Genomic DNA, 21753 nt, shown 5'->3' on the forward strand with positions numbered 1-21753 from the left:
CCTTAAAACTTATAATTGATCATTTTTTAACAAAACATTTGCCGAATGGTTAAGGTTATGGGAGAATTCGCGCCGCTATATCTTCGGTATGGGATTTTTTTGATTCATAAGGAATCATGCTCCGCCTGAGGAAGTCCACGCACTTCCAATAATTTATGTATAGCGTAAAGGTATTTAATTATGGCTCGCGTATGTCAAGTTACTGGGAAACGCCCTGTTACAGGTAATAACGTTTCTCACTCAAAGCGTCGTACTAAACGTCGTTTTCTTCCTAACCTTCATTGGCACCGTTTTTGGGTCGAAGGTGAAAACCGTTACATCCGTCTACGTGTATCTTCTAAAGGTATGCGTATTATTGATAAAAAAGGCATTGAAACAGTTCTTGTTGAAATGCGTGCTAACGGCGAAAAAGTATAAGGATCTGAATCATGGCTTCTAAAGGCGCTCGCGATTTAATTCGCATGGTATCTTCTGCTGGTACTGGTCACTTTTACACAACTGACAAGAACAAGCGAAATACTCCGGACAAACTTGAAATGAGAAAGTTTGATCCAGTTGTACGTAAACATGTTATGTACAAAGAAGCGAAAATTAAATAATTTTAATTTTTGCCAAAAAAACCGACTCCTTGAGTCGGTTTTTTTGTATCTAGTAGAACACCTTTGTCACTTTTCAGTACTGTTGATGTTTATTTAATATCTATAGAGGTTGCTTATGCCTGAATTGCCAGAAGTCGAAACCACTTTGCGTGGTATTGAGCCTCACCTTGTGGGTCGAACCCTTTCTAAGATAGATATTCGTCAACCAAAGTTACGCTGGCTAATTACACCAGAACTGAGCTCTGAAATTGTCAGGCAAAAAATCACTCATCTTTCTCGACGCGGTAAGTACATTGGCGTTCATACAAAGAAAGGAACCTTAATTGTTCATCTTGGTATGTCTGGCAGTTTGTATTTTGTGCCTGCTAAAACGCCACCATTGTTTCATGATCATGTGGACTTTTGTTTTGAAGAAGATGAGCCTTTATTGCGTTACACAGACCCACGTCGCTTTGGCGCTATTTTGTGGACGACAGAAGACTGGTTAGAACATGACTTAATAAAGTACCTTGGTCCAGAGCCTTTGTCCGACTTATTCAATGTCGACATGTTATACGCTCGGGCGAAAGGTCGAAAAGTACCGATTAAGACGTTCATTATGGACAGTAAAGTTGTAGTTGGTGCAGGGAATATTTATGCAAACGAAGCTTTGTTTGCTGCAGGTATTCGACCGAATCGAATGGCTGGCAATATTAGTAAGGCTCGTTTGGCGGTATTAGTTGAATGCATCAAAGTAGTGCTTTCAGCTGCCATTAAGCAGGGCGGAACCACATTAAAAGACTTTGTTGGTGGTGATGGAAAACCAGGTTACTTTAAACAAGAACTTTTGGTTTATGGTCGCGCAGGTAAGCCTTGTACTGTGTGCGGTACCTCGCTGAAAGAAATTAGACAGGCTCAACGTAGTACTGTGTATTGTATAAAATGCCAAACCTGACTATTTGATTATATTAGGCATGAGAATTGCTATCTCATTCCATTAGGCATAAATGAATAAGATTTTGAATTAACCTTACCGTTTGAGTAAGAATCTTGGTTAAACTGTGCATATTAGATTGCAGATTTTTTTCAATAGGTTTATTTTCGACCAGTTGGACAAGATTGTAAGTTATCTAAATTTAATTACACATATAAGAGGAATTGGAATGAAAGGTGTATTTCTTGCGTCCGTAACGGCGCTAGCCATCTCAGCGAGCATGGCTCAAGCAGCAGAACCAGCAGTTGTCTATGACCAAGCAGGTAAATTCGATAAGTCTTTTAACGAAGGTGTTTATAACGGCGTTAAAAAATACACAGCTGAAACTGGCATTCAAGTTCGCGAATTTGAACCTAAAAATGAAGCTCAAGTTGAACAGGGCTTACGTCGTCTTGCTAAACGCGGCTATTCACCAATCGTGACTGTTGGTTTCAACATGACATCGGCTGTTGAAAAAGTAGCGAAAGACTTCCCAGAAGTGAACTTCACTATTATCGATGGTGTGATTGATCTTCCAAATGTTCAGTCTGTTGTCTTTAAAGAGCATGAAGGTTCTTTTATCGTTGGTGCTGTTGCTGCTATGGCTTCTAAAACTAATGCTGTTGGTTTTGTTGGTGGCATGGATATTCCTCTTGTTCGTAAGTTTGGTTGTGGTTATGAGCAAGGCGTTAAACATGTTTCTTCAAACGCTTCTGTTTTCCAAAATATGACAGGTTCTACTGGTGCGGCGTTTAACGATCCGACTAAAGGTTCTGAACTTGCAAAAAGCCAATTTTCTAAAGGCGCTGATGTCGTTTTCGCAGCGGCTGGCGGTACTGGTATCGGCGTATACCAAGCGGCAAAAGATGAAGGTAAGTTAGCGATTGGTGTCGATTCAAATCAAAATCACATTCAGCCAGGCACTATGTTGACGTCTATGGTTAAGCGTGTAGATTTAGCCGCTTACAATACTTATAAAGATTCTGTAGCGGGTACTTGGGCACCAGGTTTGGTTGTTCTTGGTTTAGCTGAAGGTGGTGTTGATTGGGCTCTTGATGATAACAACGCAAGCCTAATTACCGCTGATATGAAAGCGAAAGTACAAGACATTCGTTCTAAAATTGTGAGCGGCGATATCAAAGTTCATGACTACATGTCAGACAGTACTTGTAACTATTAAGTTATAAAATCAAACAGGTGCCTGCGTTTTGCAGGCACCTTTTTTTGTACTTATCCTTTTATTGAATACTACTGTAGAGCGTTTTTATAAGCGTGTGTAGAGGACAATAGTTACTGCGAAAGAGAGACAGCAAAAAAAAAGCACATAAGGTGTTTTTTGCTCTTGATACACTTAGAGCGTTCCATTTTTAAGCAGATGAATTATTTTTTGATATGACTAATAAAACAACGCCATACGCAATCGAATTGCAAGATATCAGCAAACGCTTTGGTGCCGTTCAGGCTAACAAAGACATTTGCCTACAAGTTCCGGCAGGTTCTATTCACGGTATTATTGGTGAAAACGGCGCGGGCAAATCTACTTTGATGAGTATCATTTATGGCTTTTATGAAGCAGATACAGGTCATATCGAAGTGGACGGAAAGCGTGTTGATATACGCAGTTCCCAAGATGCAATTAATGCCGGTATAGGTATGGTGCATCAGCATTTCATGCTAGTTGAAAATTTCAGCGTACTTGAGAATGTTATCTTAGGTGCTGAAGGTGGAGCATTACTTAAAGGCGGTGTCGACGCTGCGCGTATTGAATTGCAGCGCTTGGCTAAAGAATACAGTTTAGATATTGATGTAGACGCGATAGTGGAAGAGCTTCCAGTCGGTTTGCAGCAGCGAGTAGAAATATTAAAAGCGCTTTATCGTGGCGCTCGTATTCTAATACTAGATGAACCAACGGGTGTGTTAACCCCGCAAGAAGCGGATCATCTTTTCCGAATTTTAAAAGCGTTAAAAGATCAGGGTGTGACGGTTTTACTGATTACCCATAAACTCCGTGAAATCATGGCATCAACAGACAATGTTTCTGTGATGCGCCAAGGTCAAATGGTTGCTCATCGTGAAACGGCGAAGACAGACAAAGAAGAATTGGCTGAATTAATGGTAGGGAAAAAAGTGCGCCTTACCGTCGATAAAGGCGAAGCCAAACCAAGCGATGTGTTCCTTTCTGCTAGAAACCTTTCTCAATTTGATAGCCAAGGCGTAAAGCGTCTTAAAAACGTCAGCTTAGAATTACGCGCAGGTGAAATTCTAGGTATCGCTGGTGTATCTGGCAATGGTCAAAGTGAACTATTGAATGTGCTTTCTGGTATTGAACCAATGGGTGAAGGTGAGATTCATATTGCTGGTCAAGTGATTACCGCGAATGCACCGAAAAATGCGGCACAAATGCGTGAGCTTAAGATGGCGCATGTTCCAGAAGATCGCCATAAAATGGGTTTGGTAACAGGCTTTGAAGCTTATGAAGCCGCTGTGCTTGGTTATCACAACTCTGATACGTACAACGGCAAAGTTTTGATGGACCGTAAAGTGATGGTTGATGAATGCAATGAGCGCATGGCTGCTTGGGATGTTCGTCCACCGAATCCGCATTTAAAAACGGCGAACTTTTCTGGCGGCAATCAACAAAAAATCGTTATCGCTCGAGAAGTTGAGCAAAACCCAGATATCTTGCTGATTGGTCAACCAACACGTGGCGTAGATATTGGAGCGATTGAAAATATTCACGAACAAATTGTTAAATTAAGAGACTCTGGCAAAGCTGTTTTGCTGGTATCTGTCGAATTGGATGAAATTATGGCACTGAGTGATCGCATCATTGTGATGTTTGATGGCGCGGTTGTTGGCGAATTAGATGCAAAAGACGCTGACGAACGAACCCTTGGCTTAATGATGGCAAATGCCTACAGCGAAGAAAAAGAAGAGGTGCCAGCATGAGTCAGGCAAAAGTTCCTGCTTGGGTAAATATTGCGCTTATTCCTTTCTTAAACATCATGTTGGCGTTTGTTGTGTCAGGTCTGATTATTTTAGCCATTGGTGAAGATCCAATTGAAGCCGCTGGTTATCTTATTTACGGTGCTTTCGGTTATGACGAAGGGGTTGGTTATACCTTGTATTATGCGACCAACCTGATCTTCACTGGTTTGGCTGTTTCTGTTGCCTTCAAAGGTGGCTTATTTAATATCGGTGGCGAAGGTCAGGCTTATATTGGCGGATTAGGCGTTGGTTTAGTGTGTTTGGCACTGGATCACACCATGCCGTTCTACATCATCGCGCCTTTAGCGATTCTTGGTGCGGCAGCATTTGGTGCCGCATGGGCTTATGTGCCTGCTTATTTGCAAGCGCGTCGCGGTAGCCACATTGTAATCACGACTATCATGTTTAACTTTATCGCTTCTTCGTTAATGGTTTATCTGATCGTAAACTGGTTAAAAGAAGACGGGCGCATGGCACCGAACAGTCGTACGTTTGAAGAAAACGCTTGGATGCCTTACTTGCATGAATTGTTTTCTCCATTAGGTATCGATATTGGTGATTCACCTCTTAACGTTGCTTTTATTATCGCTTTGGTTTGTTGTGTTTTTGTGTGGGGATTGATTTGGCACACTCGCTGGGGTTACCAGTTACGCACATTAGGAACCAACCCAACAGCGGCAAAGTATGCTGGTATTGATACGGCGAAAGTGACTATTTGGGCGATGCTTATTTCTGGCGGTTTGGCGGGGTTCGTTGGCATTAATGAAATCATGGGGGTGAATCACAGTCTATTGCTTAACTTCACAGCAGGTTACGGTTTTGCTGGTATTGCAGTTGCTTTGATGGGGCGAAATCACCCTATTGGCATTATTTTAGCGGCCATTCTATTTGGTGCCTTGTACCAAGGTGGTTCTGAACTGGCATTTGAAATTCCGACGATTACGCCTGAAATAGTTATTGTTATTCAAGGTCTGGTTATTTTGTTTTCTGGTGCGCTTGAACACATGTTTAAAGACCGTATCGAAGGCTTTTTTATTCGCAGAGCAGTGGCGTAGGGGAAAAATATGTTTGAAACATTAATACTTATGCTTGATGCAACAATGCGTGTATCGACACCTTTGATTTTTGCTGCATTAGCGGGTTTGTATTCTGAACGTGCCGGTATTGTTGATATCGGTTTGGAAGGTAAAATTCTGGGTAGTGCCTTTGCCGCTGCTGCAGGTGCCGCTGTTTTTGGTTCTGCGTGGATCGGCTTATTTTTCGGTATTATGGCGTCCGTTTCTTTGGCAATGGTTCATGGTTTTGCCTGTATCACTCACCGAGGCGATCACATCGTTTCGGGTGTGGCTATCAATACGATTGTGGCAGGATTAACCGTAACTTTGTCGATGAATTGGTTTGGTATGGGTGGTCAAACGCCTACCTTATCAGGAGACTCACGATTCCTTTCAGTTACCTTGCCTTTTGCCGACGCGTTAGCCAATGTACCTGTAATTGGTTTGATTTATTCAGAGTTACTAAGCGGTCATAATATTTTGGTTTACTTGGCTTTTGCTATGGTGCCAGTGACTTATTGGGTGATTTACAAAACACGTTTTGGTCTGCGTCTTCGTGCGGTTGGTGAAAACCCTCATGCGGTAGACACGGCTGGTATTTCAGTCGCTTTCATTCGTTACCGTGCATTAATCGTCTGTGGCATTTTATGTGGACTTGCAGGGGCTTATTTATCGACAGCACATAACGCTGGGTTCTTAAAAGACATGAGTGCAGGTAAAGGTTATATGGCGCTTGCTGCGCTTATTTTTGGTAAATGGCGACCTGTTCCTGTATTGCTTGCGTGTTTGTTGTTTGGTTTCTTAGACGCTGTAGCAATTCGCATGCAAGGTGTGGTGATCCCAGGTATTGGTGAAGTGCCAGTACAAGCGATCGAGGTGCTTCCTTATGTCTTGACCGTATTGTTGCTTGCTGGATTCATTGGTAAAGCAATAGGGCCGAAAGCCATTGGTCGACCGTACGTGAAAGAGCGAGCTTAGCTCTATATGTTAAAACCTAATACATTAGAACTGAAACAAGACGAAACGCTTTTTCAACTGGCAAAAGAAGCGATGAGCAAGGCCTATGTGCCTTACTCTCATTTCAATGTCGGAGCAGCCATCTCGACGGCAAATGGTCATGTTTATTCAGGCTGTAACGTAGAAAACGCCGCTTATCCAGAAGGCACTTGTGCTGAAGCGGGCGCAATTGCTTCTATGGTGCTTGGTGGTGACACTGAAATCAAAGACATTTATGTCATTGGTAACGGTGATGGACTTGTTACGCCTTGTGGCGGTTGTCGACAGAAGATCCGTGAATTCTCATCTGTTGATACCATGATTCACATTTGTGGCCCTGAAGGTGTTCGTAAGTCGCTTTCTATGAATGAGTTATTACCTTTCTCGTTTGGGCCTGAAAACTTGAAATAATTGATTCTTAAAATGGCTTTATAAAAAACCACGCTTTGAAGTGACCCCCAATAGTTGGACTATCCAATTACTGGGGGTCTTTTTATAATAGGAATGTGTTACCTAGTCGCTTAGTTTGCTTAACATGCTCGGTGTGAGCCTAATTGTTGCAACTACTTGTCCAAAATCATCTGGATCGCGTTTGATGGTGAAGCCCAGATGACGACAGAATTCGATCATATGTTTGTTTTCTGCCAATACTATTCCTTTCATCACCTTGATACCTTTGTCTGCGGCGACTTGGAAAAGTTGTCGCATGAGATAGGAAGCCAAGCCTAAACCTTGGAATTCATCGCCTAATACAACGGCAAATTCACAGCTTTGGTCGTCAAAATTGTCTATGTATCTGGCAGTACCAATTAGTAAGTCTTTGCCATCTCGGTTGATAACTGCGAGCAAGGCCATTTCCCTGTCGTAATCAATATGAGACATGCTCGCAAGCATGCGAGGTGTTAGTTCTGAGATATTGGAAATGAATCGGAAGTAACGTGTTTCATGAGACATACTGCGGACAAAATCCGCCAAGATGACCGCGTCTCTTGGTAGTACGGGTCTAACGGTAGCGACTTCATCATTTTTCAAAATGCGCTCAGACACCCATTGTCTAGGGTAAGGGTGAATCGCTAGATGTTCGTAACGACGTTCACTCTTACGTGCCTGTAAATTGGCAGTCACATCAGCATACACACTGCCGCTTTCATGTACCCTCAAGTCTGCTAGTTCTAAGCTTTCTATTTCGGGCAGTTCACACACCATGGTTGATAAATTACGCAGTAAGCTTTCTAGTTCGAAAGATTCTTCTCCGGGAAACGCTCGCTGAATTAAGTCTTTTGCCAATACGGTATTTAATGGTGGTAAGGCAACAGCCTCTGCTTGCTTGTGTTCCTGAGCACCTTCTAAAGACAAGCCAATAGCAGGCCCAAAAACAGCATCTTGGAAAACGCGTAAATGAATAGGCGCTGATAACTGATGGGAAGCTTGTCTACGAGAAATTAAAGGAATATGGAATAACTCAAAAATACTGCGTAAGTTCTCTGCATTTGCCGTGTTTTGTCCCGCTTTTAATAATGCATTCAGGCTATTCGTCGCTTCAGAAACATCGATTTTGAAACGAAACGCATGACTGTCTGGCGATTGTTTCGCAAGTAACTGATTGCGCTGAAATTGAACTAAGAATTGGAAGCCTTCAATCGCGGTTTCGGGCGTACGAAAGGTTGGAATCCCCGCTTCGTTAATACGGGTTCGCATGTTGGTCATGTTGCCGCCACCAAGTAAACATACCATGACGAGCTTTTTCTGGTCTCGATGCAGCTTAGTAATGAGAGTGTAGAGAGAATCCATATCAATCAGCGCAGTAGGGCTTAAAGTTAGCAATACGGCACCACATTGAGGGCTGCTTAGTGCATCAGCGGCCAAATCAATAAATAAATCAGTGGCACAGCTTGCCCAAACGGTTGTCACTGAGCCAATACCGCCTCGACCCATCATGGTGGATTCTAATTTCTCGCACAGTTCGCCTTCTGGAGTAAGTAAATCGATATTCAATTCCATCGCACGTTGGGCGGCTAGTTCGCCAGGACCAGCACCGTTCCCGATAATCAATAAAGAACCATCTTTGACGCGACGGGCATTTGTCATTACTGATGCGGCGGCGATCAAATCATTTAGTCGGCGACCACGTACCGCACCAGTTCGACTTAACGCGGCATCCAATACTCGTTCGTCAGAACCAATAGAATGTTCAGTGACAACCGCGACAGGCTTACTGCGACCTGTTGCCCGAAGACTGCTTAAGAAACGAGTCGGGCTACCTATTTTTTGCAAATACATCAGAATTGCCTGACTGTCGAAATCGGTCGACAAATAATCCAGCACTTGTGACGGCATGACATCAACTGGCGACCCCATGGACACGATTTGAGAAAAGCCGATGCCTTGCCACGTTGCCCAATCAACCAAGGCGCTGGCGACGGTTCCGGATTGAGACATTAAAGCCAGCCGTCCAGTTAGAGGTTGTGTTAAACCAAGCCAAGTATAAACCCCTAGTTTCGGACGACAAATTCCAAAGCTGTTTGGGCCGAGTAGGCGAACATTGTGTTTACGCAATATCGGAATCAATTTGGTTTCCGATTCCTCAGTCCAAGACAACATCAATAAAGAGCCAATACCAGCACTACCACAGGCTGTAATAATCTCTTCCATGGATGAATCTGGATGTGTACCAACCAGCACAGCAAGATCTGGGCTAGGTTTTGCTCCATTTAAAGCAATGCATTCATCCAAAGACGTAAACAGAGGGAATGAAAAGGAGGTCGCAGGTTCAACACCGACTAAGCTAACAGGGCAGAATTTTCCGTGATTGGACTTGTCCTTATGAAGTAGGGATTTTAGCAGAGCCAACATGAGCGGGTCTTGTGCATCGTCACCGGTCAAAACCACCATGGATTTTGGCGCGAGTAAAGGTTGCAATGCATGTTGGCTCATTGGGCGTTCTCCTAATGACTGATGCTAAACAAAAGATAAAAGTATCATGGTCTTTATCTTTAAGGATTGTAGACCATGGTAGGGTAGACTGTCTTTGCAGTTTTGTGGCTTGATATAAAACAATCAAAGTAAAAAAATAAAAATCATTGAGATATGAGATGACAACGGCCTACATTACACATACTTATTGTGATCGTCACAACATGGGGGATGATCATCCAGAATCACCGCAGCGCCTTGGCGCGATTCAGAACCGTTTGATCATGGGGCAGCTGATGGATTTCGTTCGTCGCTTAGAAGCTGAGCCCGCCACATACGAACAGCTTGTTCAAACCCATGATGCCGCTTATGTGGATTCTATTTTTGCCCGAGCGCCAGAATCTGGGCATGTCGAATTGGAACCAGAAACCTTGATGATGCCACACACCTTAGATGCTGCGCTTCATGCTGCTGGATCGGTAGTCAAAGCTGTGGATTTAGTGATGGCAGGTGAAGTGGATAACGCTTTTTGTGCGATTCGTCCGCCGGGGCATCATGCTGAATTTGATAAAGCCATGGGTTTTTGCTTGTTTAACAACATTGCCGTTGGTACACGTCATGCGGTTCATCAATATGGTTTGAAACGCGTTGCCATCGTCGATTTTGATGTACATCATGGCAATGGTACGGAAGATATTTTCAAAGCAGATGCTAATGTCATGTATGCGTCCAGTTACCAGCATCCATTTTATCCTTACAGTGATCCGGGTGATTCCCACGACAATATTCTGCACATGCCTCTCACTGCAGGGTCAGGTCGCACTGAGTTTCAAGCCATCATTAATGAACAACTTTTACCCGCACTCGATGCCTTTAAACCTGAATTAATTATGATTTCAGCTGGCTTTGATGCTCACAAAGAAGATCCAATGGGGCAGCTAAGATTAGACGAAGCAGACTTTACTTGGATTACCGATGTGTTAATGGATGTGGCTGATAAACATTGCCAAGGACGAGTGGTTTCTGTGCTAGAAGGTGGTTACAACATCGACGCCTTAGGACGAGCCGCGTTTTGTCATATTAAGAGCCTGATGAGACTTTAATGAGTGTTTTTTCACCGCCGCTTCGATTGATGTGACGGTGAAAAAATCATCGAGGTTACTGAAGATTAAGAGCTATTAGTGTGTAACCATAAATGCCAACACACCCAAATAACATCAATAATGTTAACTCCTTGAAACCCCGTGGTAGAGCGTTAACTTTAGATTGTAGCCAGCCAAATACCATTTTGATGGAAGCCGGAGCGTTTTCCAATGACACATTTGATAAACTGATTAGCATCATCAATACACCAGATATCATTGCTGCCATTCCCCAAAAATCATAAATATGCTGCGCGCCATACCAAAATGCATTCCACGCACCCAATAAAAACGCCACCAAAAAAATACTATATTGAAACTTCTTGAGTGTTCTTTCCACCGGGCCTGATACAGATAGAAATAAAATAAGTGTCATAAAAATAGTAACAACAATGCCCATGTGCTTGCTCCGTGAATCTTCTATATTGGTATTTAAGTCATAAATGTTTGTGTATTTTAGACGTGGGAAGTTCAATATTCTTACACTTTTTTATAATTGATTGTAAAGGCAGGCTTTACTAAACGCTTCCGCTCTTATCAGACTCTATTAATGCGCTGATAAAGCGTTATAAAAGCTCGGATTTTCCTCAATCATCGACAAAACTTTTGCGGCTAATCCTGTTGGATTTCGGCGTCTACTTTCCCAGCTTTTAATCGTATCAACACTGGTGCCAAGTGCTTTGGCAAATTCCATTTGAGAGACATTCAACCCATCACGAATTGCTTTAACGTCAGCAATGTCATAACGAGTGACACGAGCTGTTTTTTGGCGACCTTGGTGTATTTCTACCACTTCTTCTAAAGAGGATTTTAATTCGTTGAAAATAAACATGTTAAACCTCATTCTGGAATCTTGAGGTGTACAATGTACTCCTTTCGTTTTTCCCAATCAAAAATGAATTTATCGCTATAAGATCTTGCTTCTCTTAATTGAAATCTATATTGTACTAGTACGTTGATACATGGCTGTTTCATTAGATAGAAGTGCATATGAAAAATTTGATCGAATTTTTATCCGAAGTGGATGATGTCGCTGAGTTAGAGAAGCGTTTGACTGTGTTGCTGACGCCGAATGAGATCAGTGAAATGGTGCGTCGTTTAAATATTATCGAGTTGTTAGATCAAGGTGTCGCGCAGCGCGACATTGCGAAACAATTGGGTGTGGGTATTGCGACGGTGACCCGTGGCTCCCGAGCATTGAAGGAATTAAAAGAATCATGAGTCCGTTAAAACCAAACAAGAAGCCGGAGCGCATTACTCTGCCACGCAAACCTAAATATGTGACGATCAGTTCAGATTGCGATTTTTTCGATTTGTTTAAGAAGGTCGAGAAGCGCTTTGATAACTGTTTTATGTTGGAATCCCTTGGTGAAGAGAGCTTCATTTCCCGCCATTCTATTATCGGTTTCGATCCTGAAAAGCTGATTTGGGCGGAAGGCAAAAAACTGTTTATTCAAGAGCGTGATGGTTCTACGGAATCTTACGATTCGAATAACCCTTATTATTTACTGCGTGATATTGTGCCGCAAAATATTCTGTCCCGTGGTTTTTCAGGCGGATTAACGGGTTATATCGGTTACGATAGTATGAACTATTTTGAACCGACGTTAGACCTTCAAGCCAGTGAGATGTTTGATGCGTTTCGCTTTGGTTTGTTCAAAGACGGTTTGATCTTCGACAAGATGACAGGCGAAGTATTCTACTTCTATTACGACGATGCCGATTCCACAGGGAATCGTGTGGAATTAGTAAAAGAAATGATGGCGGCACCAACGCCAGAAAATGGTCCTTTTGTGGTTCGTCCTGCTGGCGAATCTATGAATAAAGCCGATCACGCGGACGCGGTAGCGAAAGTAAAACAAGACATCATCGACGGTAAAATTTTCCAGTGCGAAGTCGGCTTTAAGAAATGGTTCGACATGGAAGGTGACACGATTAATTTGTACGAGCAGTTGCGTGAAGTGAATCCGTCTCCGCAAATGTATTACGTTAAATTTGGCGAGCAGAAAGTTATTGGTGCCAGCCCTGAATTGTTGTTCCGAGTTCGCCAAGGTGAAATGGAAACTTTCCCTCTTGCGGGTACGGCAAAACGTGGACAAACACCAGCGGAAGACACGGCGTTGGCACGTGCCTTGTTGAACGACCCAAAAGAAATTGCCGAACATAATATGATCGTCGATTTGCATCGTAATGACATTGGTCGTGTGGCGCGTTTCGGTACGGTAAAAGTACGTAGTTTGATGGACATTAAACGTTTCAGTCACGTTCAACACATTTCCAGCGAAATTGTTGGCATTATGGCGGAAGATCATGACATGTTCTCTGCCTTGGCAAGTAACTTCCCAGCGGGAACCTTGACTGGTGCACCAAAAATTGAAGCCATGAAAGTGATCGATGACTTGGAAAATGATGGGCGCGGACCTTATGGTGGTGCGGTTGGTCAGTTTTCTTTCAATGGCGACTGTATGTTTGCGATCCCGATTCGTACTGTGTTCGCTAATGGTAACAAAGCCTACGTGCAAACTTGTGGCGGTAACGTATACGACTCAAATGCAGAAGACGAATACGAAGAGATTCAGCGTAAATTTGCAGGCACAAAACGCGTATTAGACAGCTTTGCTCCAAAAGCCGATTCAACTAATAGCAATAAGGCGTAAGGGAAGAAAACATGAAAGTTTATATTATCGACAACTACGATTCCTTCACTTACAACTTGTATCAGTTTATTGGTGAAGTGTTGGAAACAGAAAAAAGCAAAGGCGAGATTTCAGCGTTTGAAGTGGTCGTAAAGCGAAACGACGAAGTGACGTTGGAAGACATCCGCCAAGCGGCGCCGGATCGTATCATCATTTCTCCTGGGCCGGGTTCGCCAGACGATAAAGCCTACTTTGGCGTGTGTGCTGATGTGATTTTAGAATTTGGTAAAACCATTCCACTGATGGGCGTCTGCCTTGGTATGCAGGGGATTTGTCATGTGTTTGGTGGCAAGGTTGTGAAAGCGCCATTGCCAATGCATGGCAAAACCAGCCCAATCACCCATAACGGTAAAGGCATATTTCACGACATTCCTGATCAGCTTGAAGTCATGCGTTACCACTCTTTAATCGCAGAAGCTGAAAGCTTTCCTGATGTCTTGGAAGTCACCGCGTCTGTAGGCGGTTTAACAGAAGCTGACTTCAATGATTTAACGATGATTCATAAGGGTGGTGACTTTGAGGTCATGGGTGTTCGACATAAAGAATATCCGATTCAAGGGATTCAATTTCACCCCGAGTCCTTCGCTACCGAAGGCGGTAAAGACTTGATCAAAAACTTTTTGTTTCAGGTGTGATATTAAATTAAAAACTTAAAAGGCTGAGTGATTACTCGGCCTTTTTTGTTTCTTGTTCATTTTTTAGTCTTTATTGCTGTTATTGGGGATACTTCTGCTTTATATGGAGTATACGAAGAATTTTGATGTCTTTATTGTCAGTGTAATAAGAAACGAGCATGGATATTTCGGGGATAATTAAAAGTCGCCCTTTAAGGTTTACTCGTTCAACTCCCATTGATGGTTGATGAAGTAGATTTTTAATTTTATTTATAAGAATATCGTCTGTTTTTTCTGCAGCAATCGAGTTGAACTCATATAAGTATTCAAAAACGATTTGGCGATCTTTTAGGGCTTCCTTTTCCCATAAAATCATAATTTATCCCCGCGCACGTATTTTAGCTTTGAAATCTTCCATTTGTGCATTGGCTTCTTCTTGAGTAACAAAATCTGCCGTACCTTGATCCAAACGTTCAAAGGCGAGGTTCACTTGCTCCGTTACCCATGAATCATGAGACATGCGTTTTTTCTGTTCATTAGCGAGTTGTTCAGTCATTTCACGGCACGCGTCGCTTAGGCTTCTGCCTTGGCTTTCTGTCATTGCCTGAGCCAAGCGTTTGGTTTCTTCGTCTACTCTAAATTGAATTCTAGTATCCATAGCTTCTACCTGAATGGTCATTGTCGCACAAATGTTAGTACAGCTTAGTAGTTTCAACAAGTGGCAATAAAATGATTGAAGTTTCAGTATGTTTCGAGTTCTATCCTATTATGAAATTAGTAATAAAAAATTGGGTGAAAATGTATGAGTGAAACACCTTCAAGTTCTGTTTTAGCGTTAAACCCAATGCCGCAAGAGGCGGTTTGGTGGTTGCCACGCCACGAAGAAAAATTGGCGCTGAAAGAGTCTATGTCTCGTGTTGATTTGGTATTTTTAGGCGACTCCATTACCCATGCATGGGAGAAAGAAGGTGCCGAAATTTGGGAAGAGTATTACGCAATGCGTCATGCATTGAATTTAGGTTTTGATGGTGATCGTACAGAAAACGTTTTATGGCGATTGGAGCATGGTGAAGTGGATGGTATTCAGCCTAAATTATTGGTGCTGTTAATTGGTACAAATAATTCAGGCCATCGACAAGACAAAGCAGAAGATACGGCGAAAGGTATCAAGCAAATTTTATCTGTGTTGGCTGAAAAGCTGCCTAATACCAAGGTTCTGCTTTTGGCTATTTTCCCGCGTAGTGCGAAACCAACCCAAAAACTGCGATTATTAAATAATGTGATTAATCAGAAGATCCTAAATTATGCAGACAATGAACATGTGTTTTATCTGGATATTAATCACTGTTTTTTGGATGAAGAGGGTCGATTAACCAGTAATGTTATGAACGATTTTCTCCACCCTAATGAAAGCCAGTATAAAGTATGGGCGGAGGTAATCGAGCCTCATATTGCAAAACTAATGGCGTAAAGCGTTTAATGTTGCAGTGGCCTTGGTGCAAATATTTCAAGCTATATCTAAGTATAAATACGTAGCTTAGTGCGTATTATCCGTCGCCCTGTTCGGTATTCGTACGAATTGTTTACACTTTCAGTAAGAGAGACTATTAGTTTTGCTTTATCTCGTTAAACAATAATAAACAATATACGAACAGGATAATAAAAATGAAATCCTTAAAAATGACTACATTGGTTGCTGCGGCTGCAGTAACAATCAGTGCTCTTTCTATGCCAGCGTTCGCTGCGGACCGAGTTTATAAATTGAAAATGGCCGAAACTTGGTCTTCTAACTTCCCTATCTTTGGTGATGCGCCACGTAACATGGCAAGTATTGCTGAAAAAATGTCTAACGGACGTTTAAAAATCACGATTGATTCAGCGAACAAACATAAAGCACCTTTAGGCGTTTTTGATATGGTTCGTTCTGGTCAATACGATATGGGTCACTCTGCTTCTTATTACTGGAAGGGCAAAGTGCCTAACACGCTTTATTTCACAACCATGCCATTTGGTATGACCACACCAGAACAGTACGGTTGGTTCTATGAAGGTGACGGTATGGAATTGATGCAAAAGGTTTATCAGCCTTTTGGTCTGTTGTCATTCCCAGGTGGTAACACAGGTAATCAGATGGGCGGTTGGTTCCAAAAAGAAATCAATTCTCTTGATGACCTTCAAGGTCTGAAAATGCGTATACCAGGTTTTGCTGGTGAAGTATTAGCGAAATTGGGTGCTAAGCCTACAAACATCGCATCTGGTGAGCTTTATACAGCGCTTGAGCGTCGTACTATCGATGCTCTAGAGTGGGTAGGACCATCACTTGATCTACGTATGGGCTTCCATAAAATCGCACCTTACTACTACACTGGCTGGCATGAGCCAGCTACTGAACTTCAGTTCTTAGTAAACGAACGTACTTGGAAGAAACTTCCTGATGACCTTCGTGAAATCCTTCGTGTTTCTATGAAGCTTGCTTCATACGACATGTACATCCAGTCTTATCACGAAAGTGCGAAAAACTGGGCGACGATGAAAACGGAATACCCAAATGTTGAAGTGAAAACTTTCCCACGTGAAGTATTGGTTGCAATGGAAAAAGCAAACCAAGAGTTACTTGATGAAAAAGCAGCTGAAGATGCTTTAGCGAAAGAGATTCTTGATTCTCAAGCAAGTTACATGAAACAAGCACGTGTTTGGACAAATATTTCTGACCGCGCATATCTTGATAGTGTTGACGATCTAGCGAAATAAGACCTCTACAGGGTGAGAGTATGCATCAGTGTGCGTCTCTCGCCCTTTGTCATTTCTAGGAGTTTGTTATGTTTTTACTGAGCCTAGAACGAGGTATTACTCGTTTCTCAAATCTACTCGGTGTTGTCTCCACAGTGTTATTTATTGGCCTATTGTTCAACGTGTTCTATGACGTGTTGATGCGCTATGTTTTTAACGATGTGTCTATTGGTATGCAAGAATTAGAATGGCATCTCTATGCCGCCATCTTCTTGTTAGGGATTCCTTATGGAATACAGCATGGCGGACATGTACGTGTGGATTTGATATACGAAAATCTACCTCTTAAAGGCAAAGCATGGATCGATCTACTAGGTTGTGTTTTTCTGTTGATGCCTTTTACCTTGCTAGTCGGATACTACGGTATTGGTTTTGCTCATGAAGCATATGAACTGGGCGAAACAAGTGGTGACCCAGGTGGTTTACCGTATCGTTGGATTATTAAAGCGGTGATTCCTTTTGCCTTCTTCTCTATGACGATCAGTGGCTTAGGTATGATTATTCGCTCTATTAATGCGATACGTGGTGTGAGTGAGGAAGGTTTTTCTCATCCGCCTATTCAGCATTAATTCAAGTCACTATTTTAAGTTAGTAGGTCATTTATGATTGGCATTATCATGTTTTTTGTTGCTCTAGTAATGTTATTACTGGGCTTCCCTGTCGCTTTTACCTTTGGTGGTATTGCGTTGATCTTCGGTGTCTTTGCCGAAGGTTTTGATATGTTTGCTTTTATGCCGTTCCGTATACAAAGCTATATGGAAAACACTGTAATGATGGCGGTGCCGTTATTTATTTTTATGGGCATCGTTTTACAAAAAACCAGATTGGCTGAGCAGTTACTCGAAGCCATGGGTAAATTGTTTGGTGGTGTTCGCGGTGGTTTGGCAATTTCTACTATTTTGGTTGGTGCTTTGTTAGCTGCATCGACTGGGGTTGTGGGTGCGAGTGTTGTGGCAATGGGGCTTATTTCTTTGCCTGTTATGTTGAAATACAACTATGACAAATCTCTCGCCTGCGGCACCATTTGTGCGTCAGGTACATTAGGTCAAATTATTCCACCTTCCATCATTCTTATTATCTTGGGTGATGTTTTGGGTATTCCGGTTGGTGACCTTTTCCAAGCCGCGCTGATGCCGGGTATGGTTCTGATTGGCTGTTACATTGTTTATATCCTGATTCTTACTTACATGAATCCTGAAATGGCACCAGCGATGCCGCAGGATGAAAATGGTGAAACTCGTAGAGAACAAGTTATCAGTGCATTGAAAGCGATTATTCCACCATTGGCATTGGTTCTAATTGTATTAGGTTCTATCTTTACGGGTGTTGCTACACCGACAGAATCTTCTGCACTAGGTGGTGTTGGTGCGATCATTTTGGCTTTAATTTATCGTCAATTTAGTTGGAAAATGCTTTACGACAGTGGGCTTGAAACCGTTAAAGTAACGGCGATGGTCTTTGCTATATTGATGGGTGCGACGGCTTTCTCTATGGCGTTTAGCTACACTGGCGGCGATTACATTGTTGAAGAAGCATTGTTGAGCTTGCCAGGTGAAAAATGGGGCTTCATCATCTTAGCGATGGTGGCGATTATGATCTTAGGTTTCTTTATCGATTTCGTAGAAATCGCCTTTATTATCGTTCCTATCTTAGCGCCTGTTGCGGAAGCCTTAGGTATTAACATGGTGTGGTTCGCGATCCTAATTGCAATGAACTTGCAAACATCCTTCCTGACCCCGCCTTTTGGATTCAGTCTATTCTATCTCAAGGGGGTGGCACCGAAATCGATTCGCACCACGGATATTTATAAAGGGGTTATGCCTTTCATCTTGATCCAAGTTCTTGTACTTGCCAGTATTATGATTTTCCCAGCTTGGTATGGAATGGGTTAAAATTATTGGATTAAAGCGAGTCGCTTAACAATTAAACTTATTTTAATTGTTAATACGAAGCATCAAAGAAAGCGGACTTTTTGGTCCGCTTTTTTGTTTTTATGCGGTTTCAGGTTATATTCTTCGTCTCATTAATAAAGCGGGTTTACCGAGTGGGTTTAAAAAGTAAAATTATCTTATTAGCCGTCGCTCCTTTAATTGTTGCAACCGCTATTATTATCTATTTGAGTTTACAATCTGCACGAGAACTAGCGGCAGAAGAGTTGGCGATTTATGAATACAACTTGGTAAACGCGAAAGAAAAGTCACTCAAAAGCCACGTCAAAATTGCCTTATCAGCTATTAGTCCAGTATTAGAAAATGATCAGCTTGATGATGCTATTGCGCAAGCTGAAGTGAAACGAATACTTGCGGGTTTACGTTATGATGACGATGGTTATTTTTTCGCCTATGAAATGTCTGGCGTTAACCTTGTGCATCCTACACAGCCCGATTTTATCGGAAAGAATTTGTGGTCGTTCCAAGACCGTTCTGGAAATTATTTGATTCAAGGCCTGATTAATGCGGCGCAAGCTGGTGGCGGTTTCCATCGTTATATATGGGAAAAACCACCATTAATGCGTTTAGAAGACAAACTTAGTTACGCTGTTGCCATCGATCGGTGGGATTGGATGATGGGAACCGGGCTATATTTGGATGATATTTATGACGAACTAGCGAAAACCAAAGCGACAATGAATGACAATATCCAAGGCAGTTTTTTTATCGTTATTATTGTTGCTGTGATTACGGTTATTTTTGTTATCTTATTAGGGCTAGTAATCAATCTTCACGAACATAAATTAGCCGATTCACGGCTCAATGCCGTGGCTCAACGTTTCATGCGATTACAGGTAAGCGAGCGTCGAGGTTTTTCCAGAGAACTTCACGATGGTATTAACCAGTCACTCGTTAGTTGTAAATTTCGTATAGAATTGGCAGGTAATAAATTACGTCGTAATGATGATCATGAGGTCGTACAAGAAGAATTATTAAAAGCCAGTGATTTGATTAGTCAGACGATTAATGAAGTGAGACAGATTTCTCATAATTTACGTCCAACTTTATTAGATGACTTAGGCTTGGATACAGCAATACGTTCTTTGATCGATCAATTTTCGGAGCGAACAGGCATTAATGTAGAATATCACTCAGATGTAACGGATGAAGTGGCAGACGAAGTTGAAACGAGCATTTATCGCTTGACGCAAGAATCCTTAACGAACATTGAAAAACATGCAGAGGCAAGTGTTGTCAGCCTTATATTGTTGCAGAAGAATCAAAAAATCGAGTTTGAATGTCGAGATAATGGAAAAGGGATTTCTGATAATCCAGAGCCTGGTATTGGGTTTATTAATATGCGAGAACGATTGGAGCTGATAGGTGGCGACTTTCATATTGCATCACAAAAAGATCAAGGCACTTGGGTTTATGCTGCTTTTCCAATTTAATAGAGCCTTTAAATTAATGTTCAAACAACAATTCAAACAACTATTCAAATAAGAAGAAAAGAGCCAAAGTATGACCATATCGCCTTCCTCATTACGTGTTTTACTAGTTGATGACCACACTTTGGTCTTGGATGGATTACAGGCTCGTTTAGAGTTAGAAGGAAATATCGACATAATCGGCACGGCGTCCAATGGTTTAGAAGCACTTGAAAAAGCCAAAATACTTAATCCAGACTTAGTCTTGATGGATGTTTCTATGCCAGTGTTAAATGGTTTAGAAGCCACGAAACGTTTTAAAGCTGAGCAGCCTGAGATTAAGATTCTTATGCTTAGCATGCATCATGATAAAGAATACATCATGTCTCTTATTCAATCTGGTGCAAACGGTTATGTATTAAAAGATGTATCTTCAGAAGAGCTAGTACAAGCGATGAATACCGTACATCAGGGGGGAACGTACTTTAGTTCCGGTGCTTCTGATGCTTTATTCGCGAAAGCAAATCCAACCGTAAAATGCGAAGAGCTAACCAAACGAGAAATTGCTGTGCTTACCCATTTGGCGACAGGATTATCTAATAAAGAAATCGCTCAAGCGTTGGATATTAGTGTCAGAACAGTAGAAACCCATAGACAAAATATTAAAAGTAAACTGGACATTCAAAGTTCAGCGGGATTAGTGAAATACGCCATCGAACATAAATTGATTGAATAAAAGAGGTTGTCGCTTCATTTGTAAGCACTCTTGACAATAAAAGCGTACAGTGAAGCCTTCGACAATTTTGTCGCGGGCTTTTTTATTGGCCATTTTTGAATTTGGATTCTGTATGCGTTTGTTAGTCGTTTCGTTTATTGCTTTATTATTTGGCACCTCGTCTCTTTTTGCTGCCGATGACTGGTATCGCCCACCCGTTTCTGCAACTTGGCAATGGCAGTTGAATGGGGTGATTAATGAAGGCTACGACGTTGATTTGTATAATATTGATTTATTCGATTCGTCTGCTGAGTTGATCCAGCGTTTACAGTCATCAGGTAAAAAAGTAATTTGTTATTTTTCTGCTGGTTCTTATGAAGATTGGCGCTCTGATGCCGCGGCGTTTTCCTCGCAAGATTTAGGGAAAACACTCAGCGGTTGGGACAATGAAAGGTGGCTGGATGTTCGTTCAAAAAATGTTCGCGAGATCATGTTTGCGCGTTTAGATTTCGCAGTTGAAAAAGGTTGTGATGGCGTAGAGCCAGATAATGTCGATGGCTACCGAACGAATACCGGTTTTTCTTTCCGAGCGAATGACCAATTAACCTTTAACCGTTTGCTTGCTGATGAAGCGCATAAAAGAGGTTTAGCAATCGGTTTGAAAAACAATTTTGACCAAGCGAGATCTCTGTCTGATCATTTTGATTTCGCGGTTAACGAACAGTGTTTTGAATTTTCAGAATGTCGAACCTTGTCTATCTTTATCAAAAAGGGCAAACCCGTGTTGAATGCCGAATATCGAACAATATATGTAGATGATGCTTCACAAAGAGAAAGCATGTGTAAGCAATCGCTAGCATTAGAATTCAGCACATTAATATTGCCTAAAGAGTTAAACGATAATTTTCGAGTGAGTTGCCAACCTTAGGCGCTTT

24 protein-coding genes are annotated in these 21753 nt (G+C 41.9%); 19 read left to right on the forward strand and 5 right to left on the reverse strand.

Annotated features, from left to right (window positions below; translation table 11 throughout):
- The first annotated feature begins 180 nt into the window (after positions 1-180).
- The 8 genes from rpmB (at position 181) to cdd (ending at position 7001) form a co-directional block, all read left to right on the forward strand.
- Positions 181-417, forward strand: coding sequence for a 50S ribosomal protein L28 (rpmB, locus tag MUS1_RS02385; protein ID WP_036158528.1), 237 nt, complete (start codon positions 181-183; stop codon positions 415-417).
- A gap of 11 nt (positions 418-428) precedes the next feature.
- The gene (rpmG, locus tag MUS1_RS02390) at positions 429-599 is read left to right on the forward strand and encodes a 50S ribosomal protein L33 (protein WP_024023741.1); all 171 of its coding nucleotides are present in this window, start codon (positions 429-431) and stop codon (positions 597-599) included.
- Positions 600-714: 115 nt separating this feature from the next.
- A complete protein-coding gene (gene mutM / locus MUS1_RS02395; RefSeq protein WP_036158536.1) occupies positions 715-1533 on the forward strand; it encodes a bifunctional DNA-formamidopyrimidine glycosylase/DNA-(apurinic or apyrimidinic site) lyase in 819 nt (272 codons plus the stop codon).
- A 208-nt stretch (positions 1534-1741) separates the two neighbouring features.
- Complete coding sequence (locus tag MUS1_RS02400) at positions 1742-2731, forward strand: BMP family lipoprotein (protein ID WP_036158539.1); 990 nt, start codon at positions 1742-1744, stop codon at positions 2729-2731.
- Positions 2732-2943: 212 nt separating this feature from the next.
- Positions 2944-4500 (forward strand): ABC transporter ATP-binding protein, encoded by a 1557-nt coding sequence (locus tag MUS1_RS02405; protein WP_036158542.1) that lies wholly within the window; start codon positions 2944-2946, stop codon positions 4498-4500.
- Positions 4497-5594 (forward strand): ABC transporter permease, encoded by a 1098-nt coding sequence (locus MUS1_RS02410; protein ID WP_036158545.1) that lies wholly within the window; start codon positions 4497-4499, stop codon positions 5592-5594. Before MUS1_RS02405 ends, MUS1_RS02410 begins: the two co-directional genes overlap by 4 nt.
- Positions 5595-5603: 9 nt before the next feature.
- Positions 5604-6572 (forward strand): ABC transporter permease, encoded by a 969-nt coding sequence (locus MUS1_RS02415; protein ID WP_036158547.1) that lies wholly within the window; start codon positions 5604-5606, stop codon positions 6570-6572.
- A 6-nt stretch (positions 6573-6578) separates the two neighbouring features.
- The gene (gene cdd, locus MUS1_RS02420; RefSeq protein ID WP_036158550.1) at positions 6579-7001 is read left to right on the forward strand and encodes a cytidine deaminase; all 423 of its coding nucleotides are present in this window, start codon (positions 6579-6581) and stop codon (positions 6999-7001) included.
- 102 nt (positions 7002-7103) lie between these two features.
- Here cdd and MUS1_RS02425 read toward each other — a convergent pair whose 3' ends face one another.
- Entirely contained in the window at positions 7104-9524 is a 2421-nt protein-coding gene (locus tag MUS1_RS02425; protein ID WP_036158553.1) for a bifunctional acetate--CoA ligase family protein/GNAT family N-acetyltransferase, read from the reverse strand.
- Positions 9525-9682: 158 nt separating this feature from the next.
- On the opposite strand from MUS1_RS02425, the gene MUS1_RS02430 reads away from it, so the two are divergent.
- Entirely contained in the window at positions 9683-10606 is a 924-nt protein-coding gene (locus tag MUS1_RS02430) for a histone deacetylase family protein (RefSeq protein ID WP_036158556.1), read from the forward strand.
- A gap of 55 nt (positions 10607-10661) precedes the next feature.
- Here MUS1_RS02430 and MUS1_RS02435 read toward each other — a convergent pair whose 3' ends face one another.
- On the reverse strand, positions 10662-11045 hold the full coding sequence (locus MUS1_RS02435) for a hypothetical protein (RefSeq protein ID WP_036158559.1): 384 nt from the start codon (positions 11043-11045) through the stop codon (positions 10662-10664).
- Positions 11046-11192: 147 nt separating this feature from the next.
- Entirely contained in the window at positions 11193-11477 is a 285-nt protein-coding gene (nadS, locus tag MUS1_RS02440; RefSeq protein WP_036158562.1) for a NadS family protein, read from the reverse strand.
- A gap of 158 nt (positions 11478-11635) precedes the next feature.
- Here nadS and MUS1_RS02445 point away from each other — a divergent pair, with 158 nt between their 5' ends.
- From MUS1_RS02445 to MUS1_RS02455, 3 genes are read left to right on the forward strand one after another with little or no spacing between them, the layout of a single operon-like run.
- The gene (locus MUS1_RS02445) at positions 11636-11866 is read left to right on the forward strand and encodes a Trp family transcriptional regulator (RefSeq protein WP_036158565.1); all 231 of its coding nucleotides are present in this window, start codon (positions 11636-11638) and stop codon (positions 11864-11866) included.
- A complete protein-coding gene (locus MUS1_RS02450) occupies positions 11863-13302 on the forward strand; it encodes an anthranilate synthase component I family protein (protein WP_036158569.1) in 1440 nt (479 codons plus the stop codon). The genes MUS1_RS02445 and MUS1_RS02450 overlap by 4 nt, the downstream gene beginning before the upstream one ends.
- An 11-nt stretch (positions 13303-13313) precedes the next feature.
- Positions 13314-13976 carry an anthranilate synthase component II gene (locus MUS1_RS02455; RefSeq protein ID WP_036158573.1) on the forward strand — a complete coding sequence of 221 codons (663 nt, stop codon included), beginning with the start codon at positions 13314-13316 and terminating at the stop codon, positions 13974-13976.
- 79 nt (positions 13977-14055) lie between these two features.
- Here the strand turns inward: MUS1_RS02455 and MUS1_RS02460 are convergent, their stop codons facing one another.
- Both MUS1_RS02460 and MUS1_RS02465 read right to left on the reverse strand, forming a co-directional pair.
- Positions 14056-14331 (reverse strand): type II toxin-antitoxin system RelE/ParE family toxin, encoded by a 276-nt coding sequence (locus tag MUS1_RS02460; protein WP_036158576.1) that lies wholly within the window; start codon positions 14329-14331, stop codon positions 14056-14058.
- Positions 14332-14334: 3 nt separating this feature from the next.
- Entirely contained in the window at positions 14335-14613 is a 279-nt protein-coding gene (locus MUS1_RS02465; RefSeq protein ID WP_036159145.1) for a damage-inducible protein J, read from the reverse strand.
- Between the two features lie 144 nt (positions 14614-14757).
- Between MUS1_RS02465 and MUS1_RS02470 the strand changes: the two genes are divergently transcribed.
- The 7 genes from MUS1_RS02470 (at position 14758) to MUS1_RS02500 (ending at position 21746) form a co-directional block, all read left to right on the forward strand.
- Positions 14758-15426, forward strand: coding sequence for a GDSL-type esterase/lipase family protein (locus MUS1_RS02470; RefSeq protein WP_036158579.1), 669 nt, complete (start codon positions 14758-14760; stop codon positions 15424-15426).
- 194 nt (positions 15427-15620) lie between these two features.
- The gene (locus MUS1_RS02475) at positions 15621-16706 is read left to right on the forward strand and encodes a TRAP transporter substrate-binding protein (protein WP_036158582.1); all 1086 of its coding nucleotides are present in this window, start codon (positions 15621-15623) and stop codon (positions 16704-16706) included.
- Between the two features lie 68 nt (positions 16707-16774).
- A complete protein-coding gene (locus MUS1_RS02480) occupies positions 16775-17314 on the forward strand; it encodes a TRAP transporter small permease subunit (RefSeq protein WP_036158585.1) in 540 nt (179 codons plus the stop codon).
- 33 nt (positions 17315-17347) lie between these two features.
- The gene (locus tag MUS1_RS02485; protein WP_036158589.1) at positions 17348-18637 is read left to right on the forward strand and encodes a TRAP transporter large permease; all 1290 of its coding nucleotides are present in this window, start codon (positions 17348-17350) and stop codon (positions 18635-18637) included.
- A 152-nt stretch (positions 18638-18789) separates the two neighbouring features.
- Positions 18790-20127: a cache domain-containing protein gene (locus MUS1_RS02490; protein ID WP_036158592.1), complete on the forward strand. Its 1338-nt coding sequence runs from the start codon at positions 18790-18792 to the stop codon at positions 20125-20127.
- Positions 20128-20197: 70 nt separating this feature from the next.
- Positions 20198-20839 (forward strand): response regulator transcription factor, encoded by a 642-nt coding sequence (locus tag MUS1_RS02495; RefSeq protein WP_036158594.1) that lies wholly within the window; start codon positions 20198-20200, stop codon positions 20837-20839.
- Between the two features lie 112 nt (positions 20840-20951).
- Entirely contained in the window at positions 20952-21746 is a 795-nt protein-coding gene (locus tag MUS1_RS02500) for an endo alpha-1,4 polygalactosaminidase (protein ID WP_036158597.1), read from the forward strand.
- The last annotated feature ends 7 nt before the right edge of the window (positions 21747-21753 follow it).

Origin of the sequence: Marinomonas ushuaiensis DSM 15871 (assembly GCF_000521805.1) — a bacterium.
Taxonomy (GTDB): domain Bacteria; phylum Pseudomonadota; class Gammaproteobacteria; order Pseudomonadales; family Marinomonadaceae; genus Marinomonas; species Marinomonas ushuaiensis.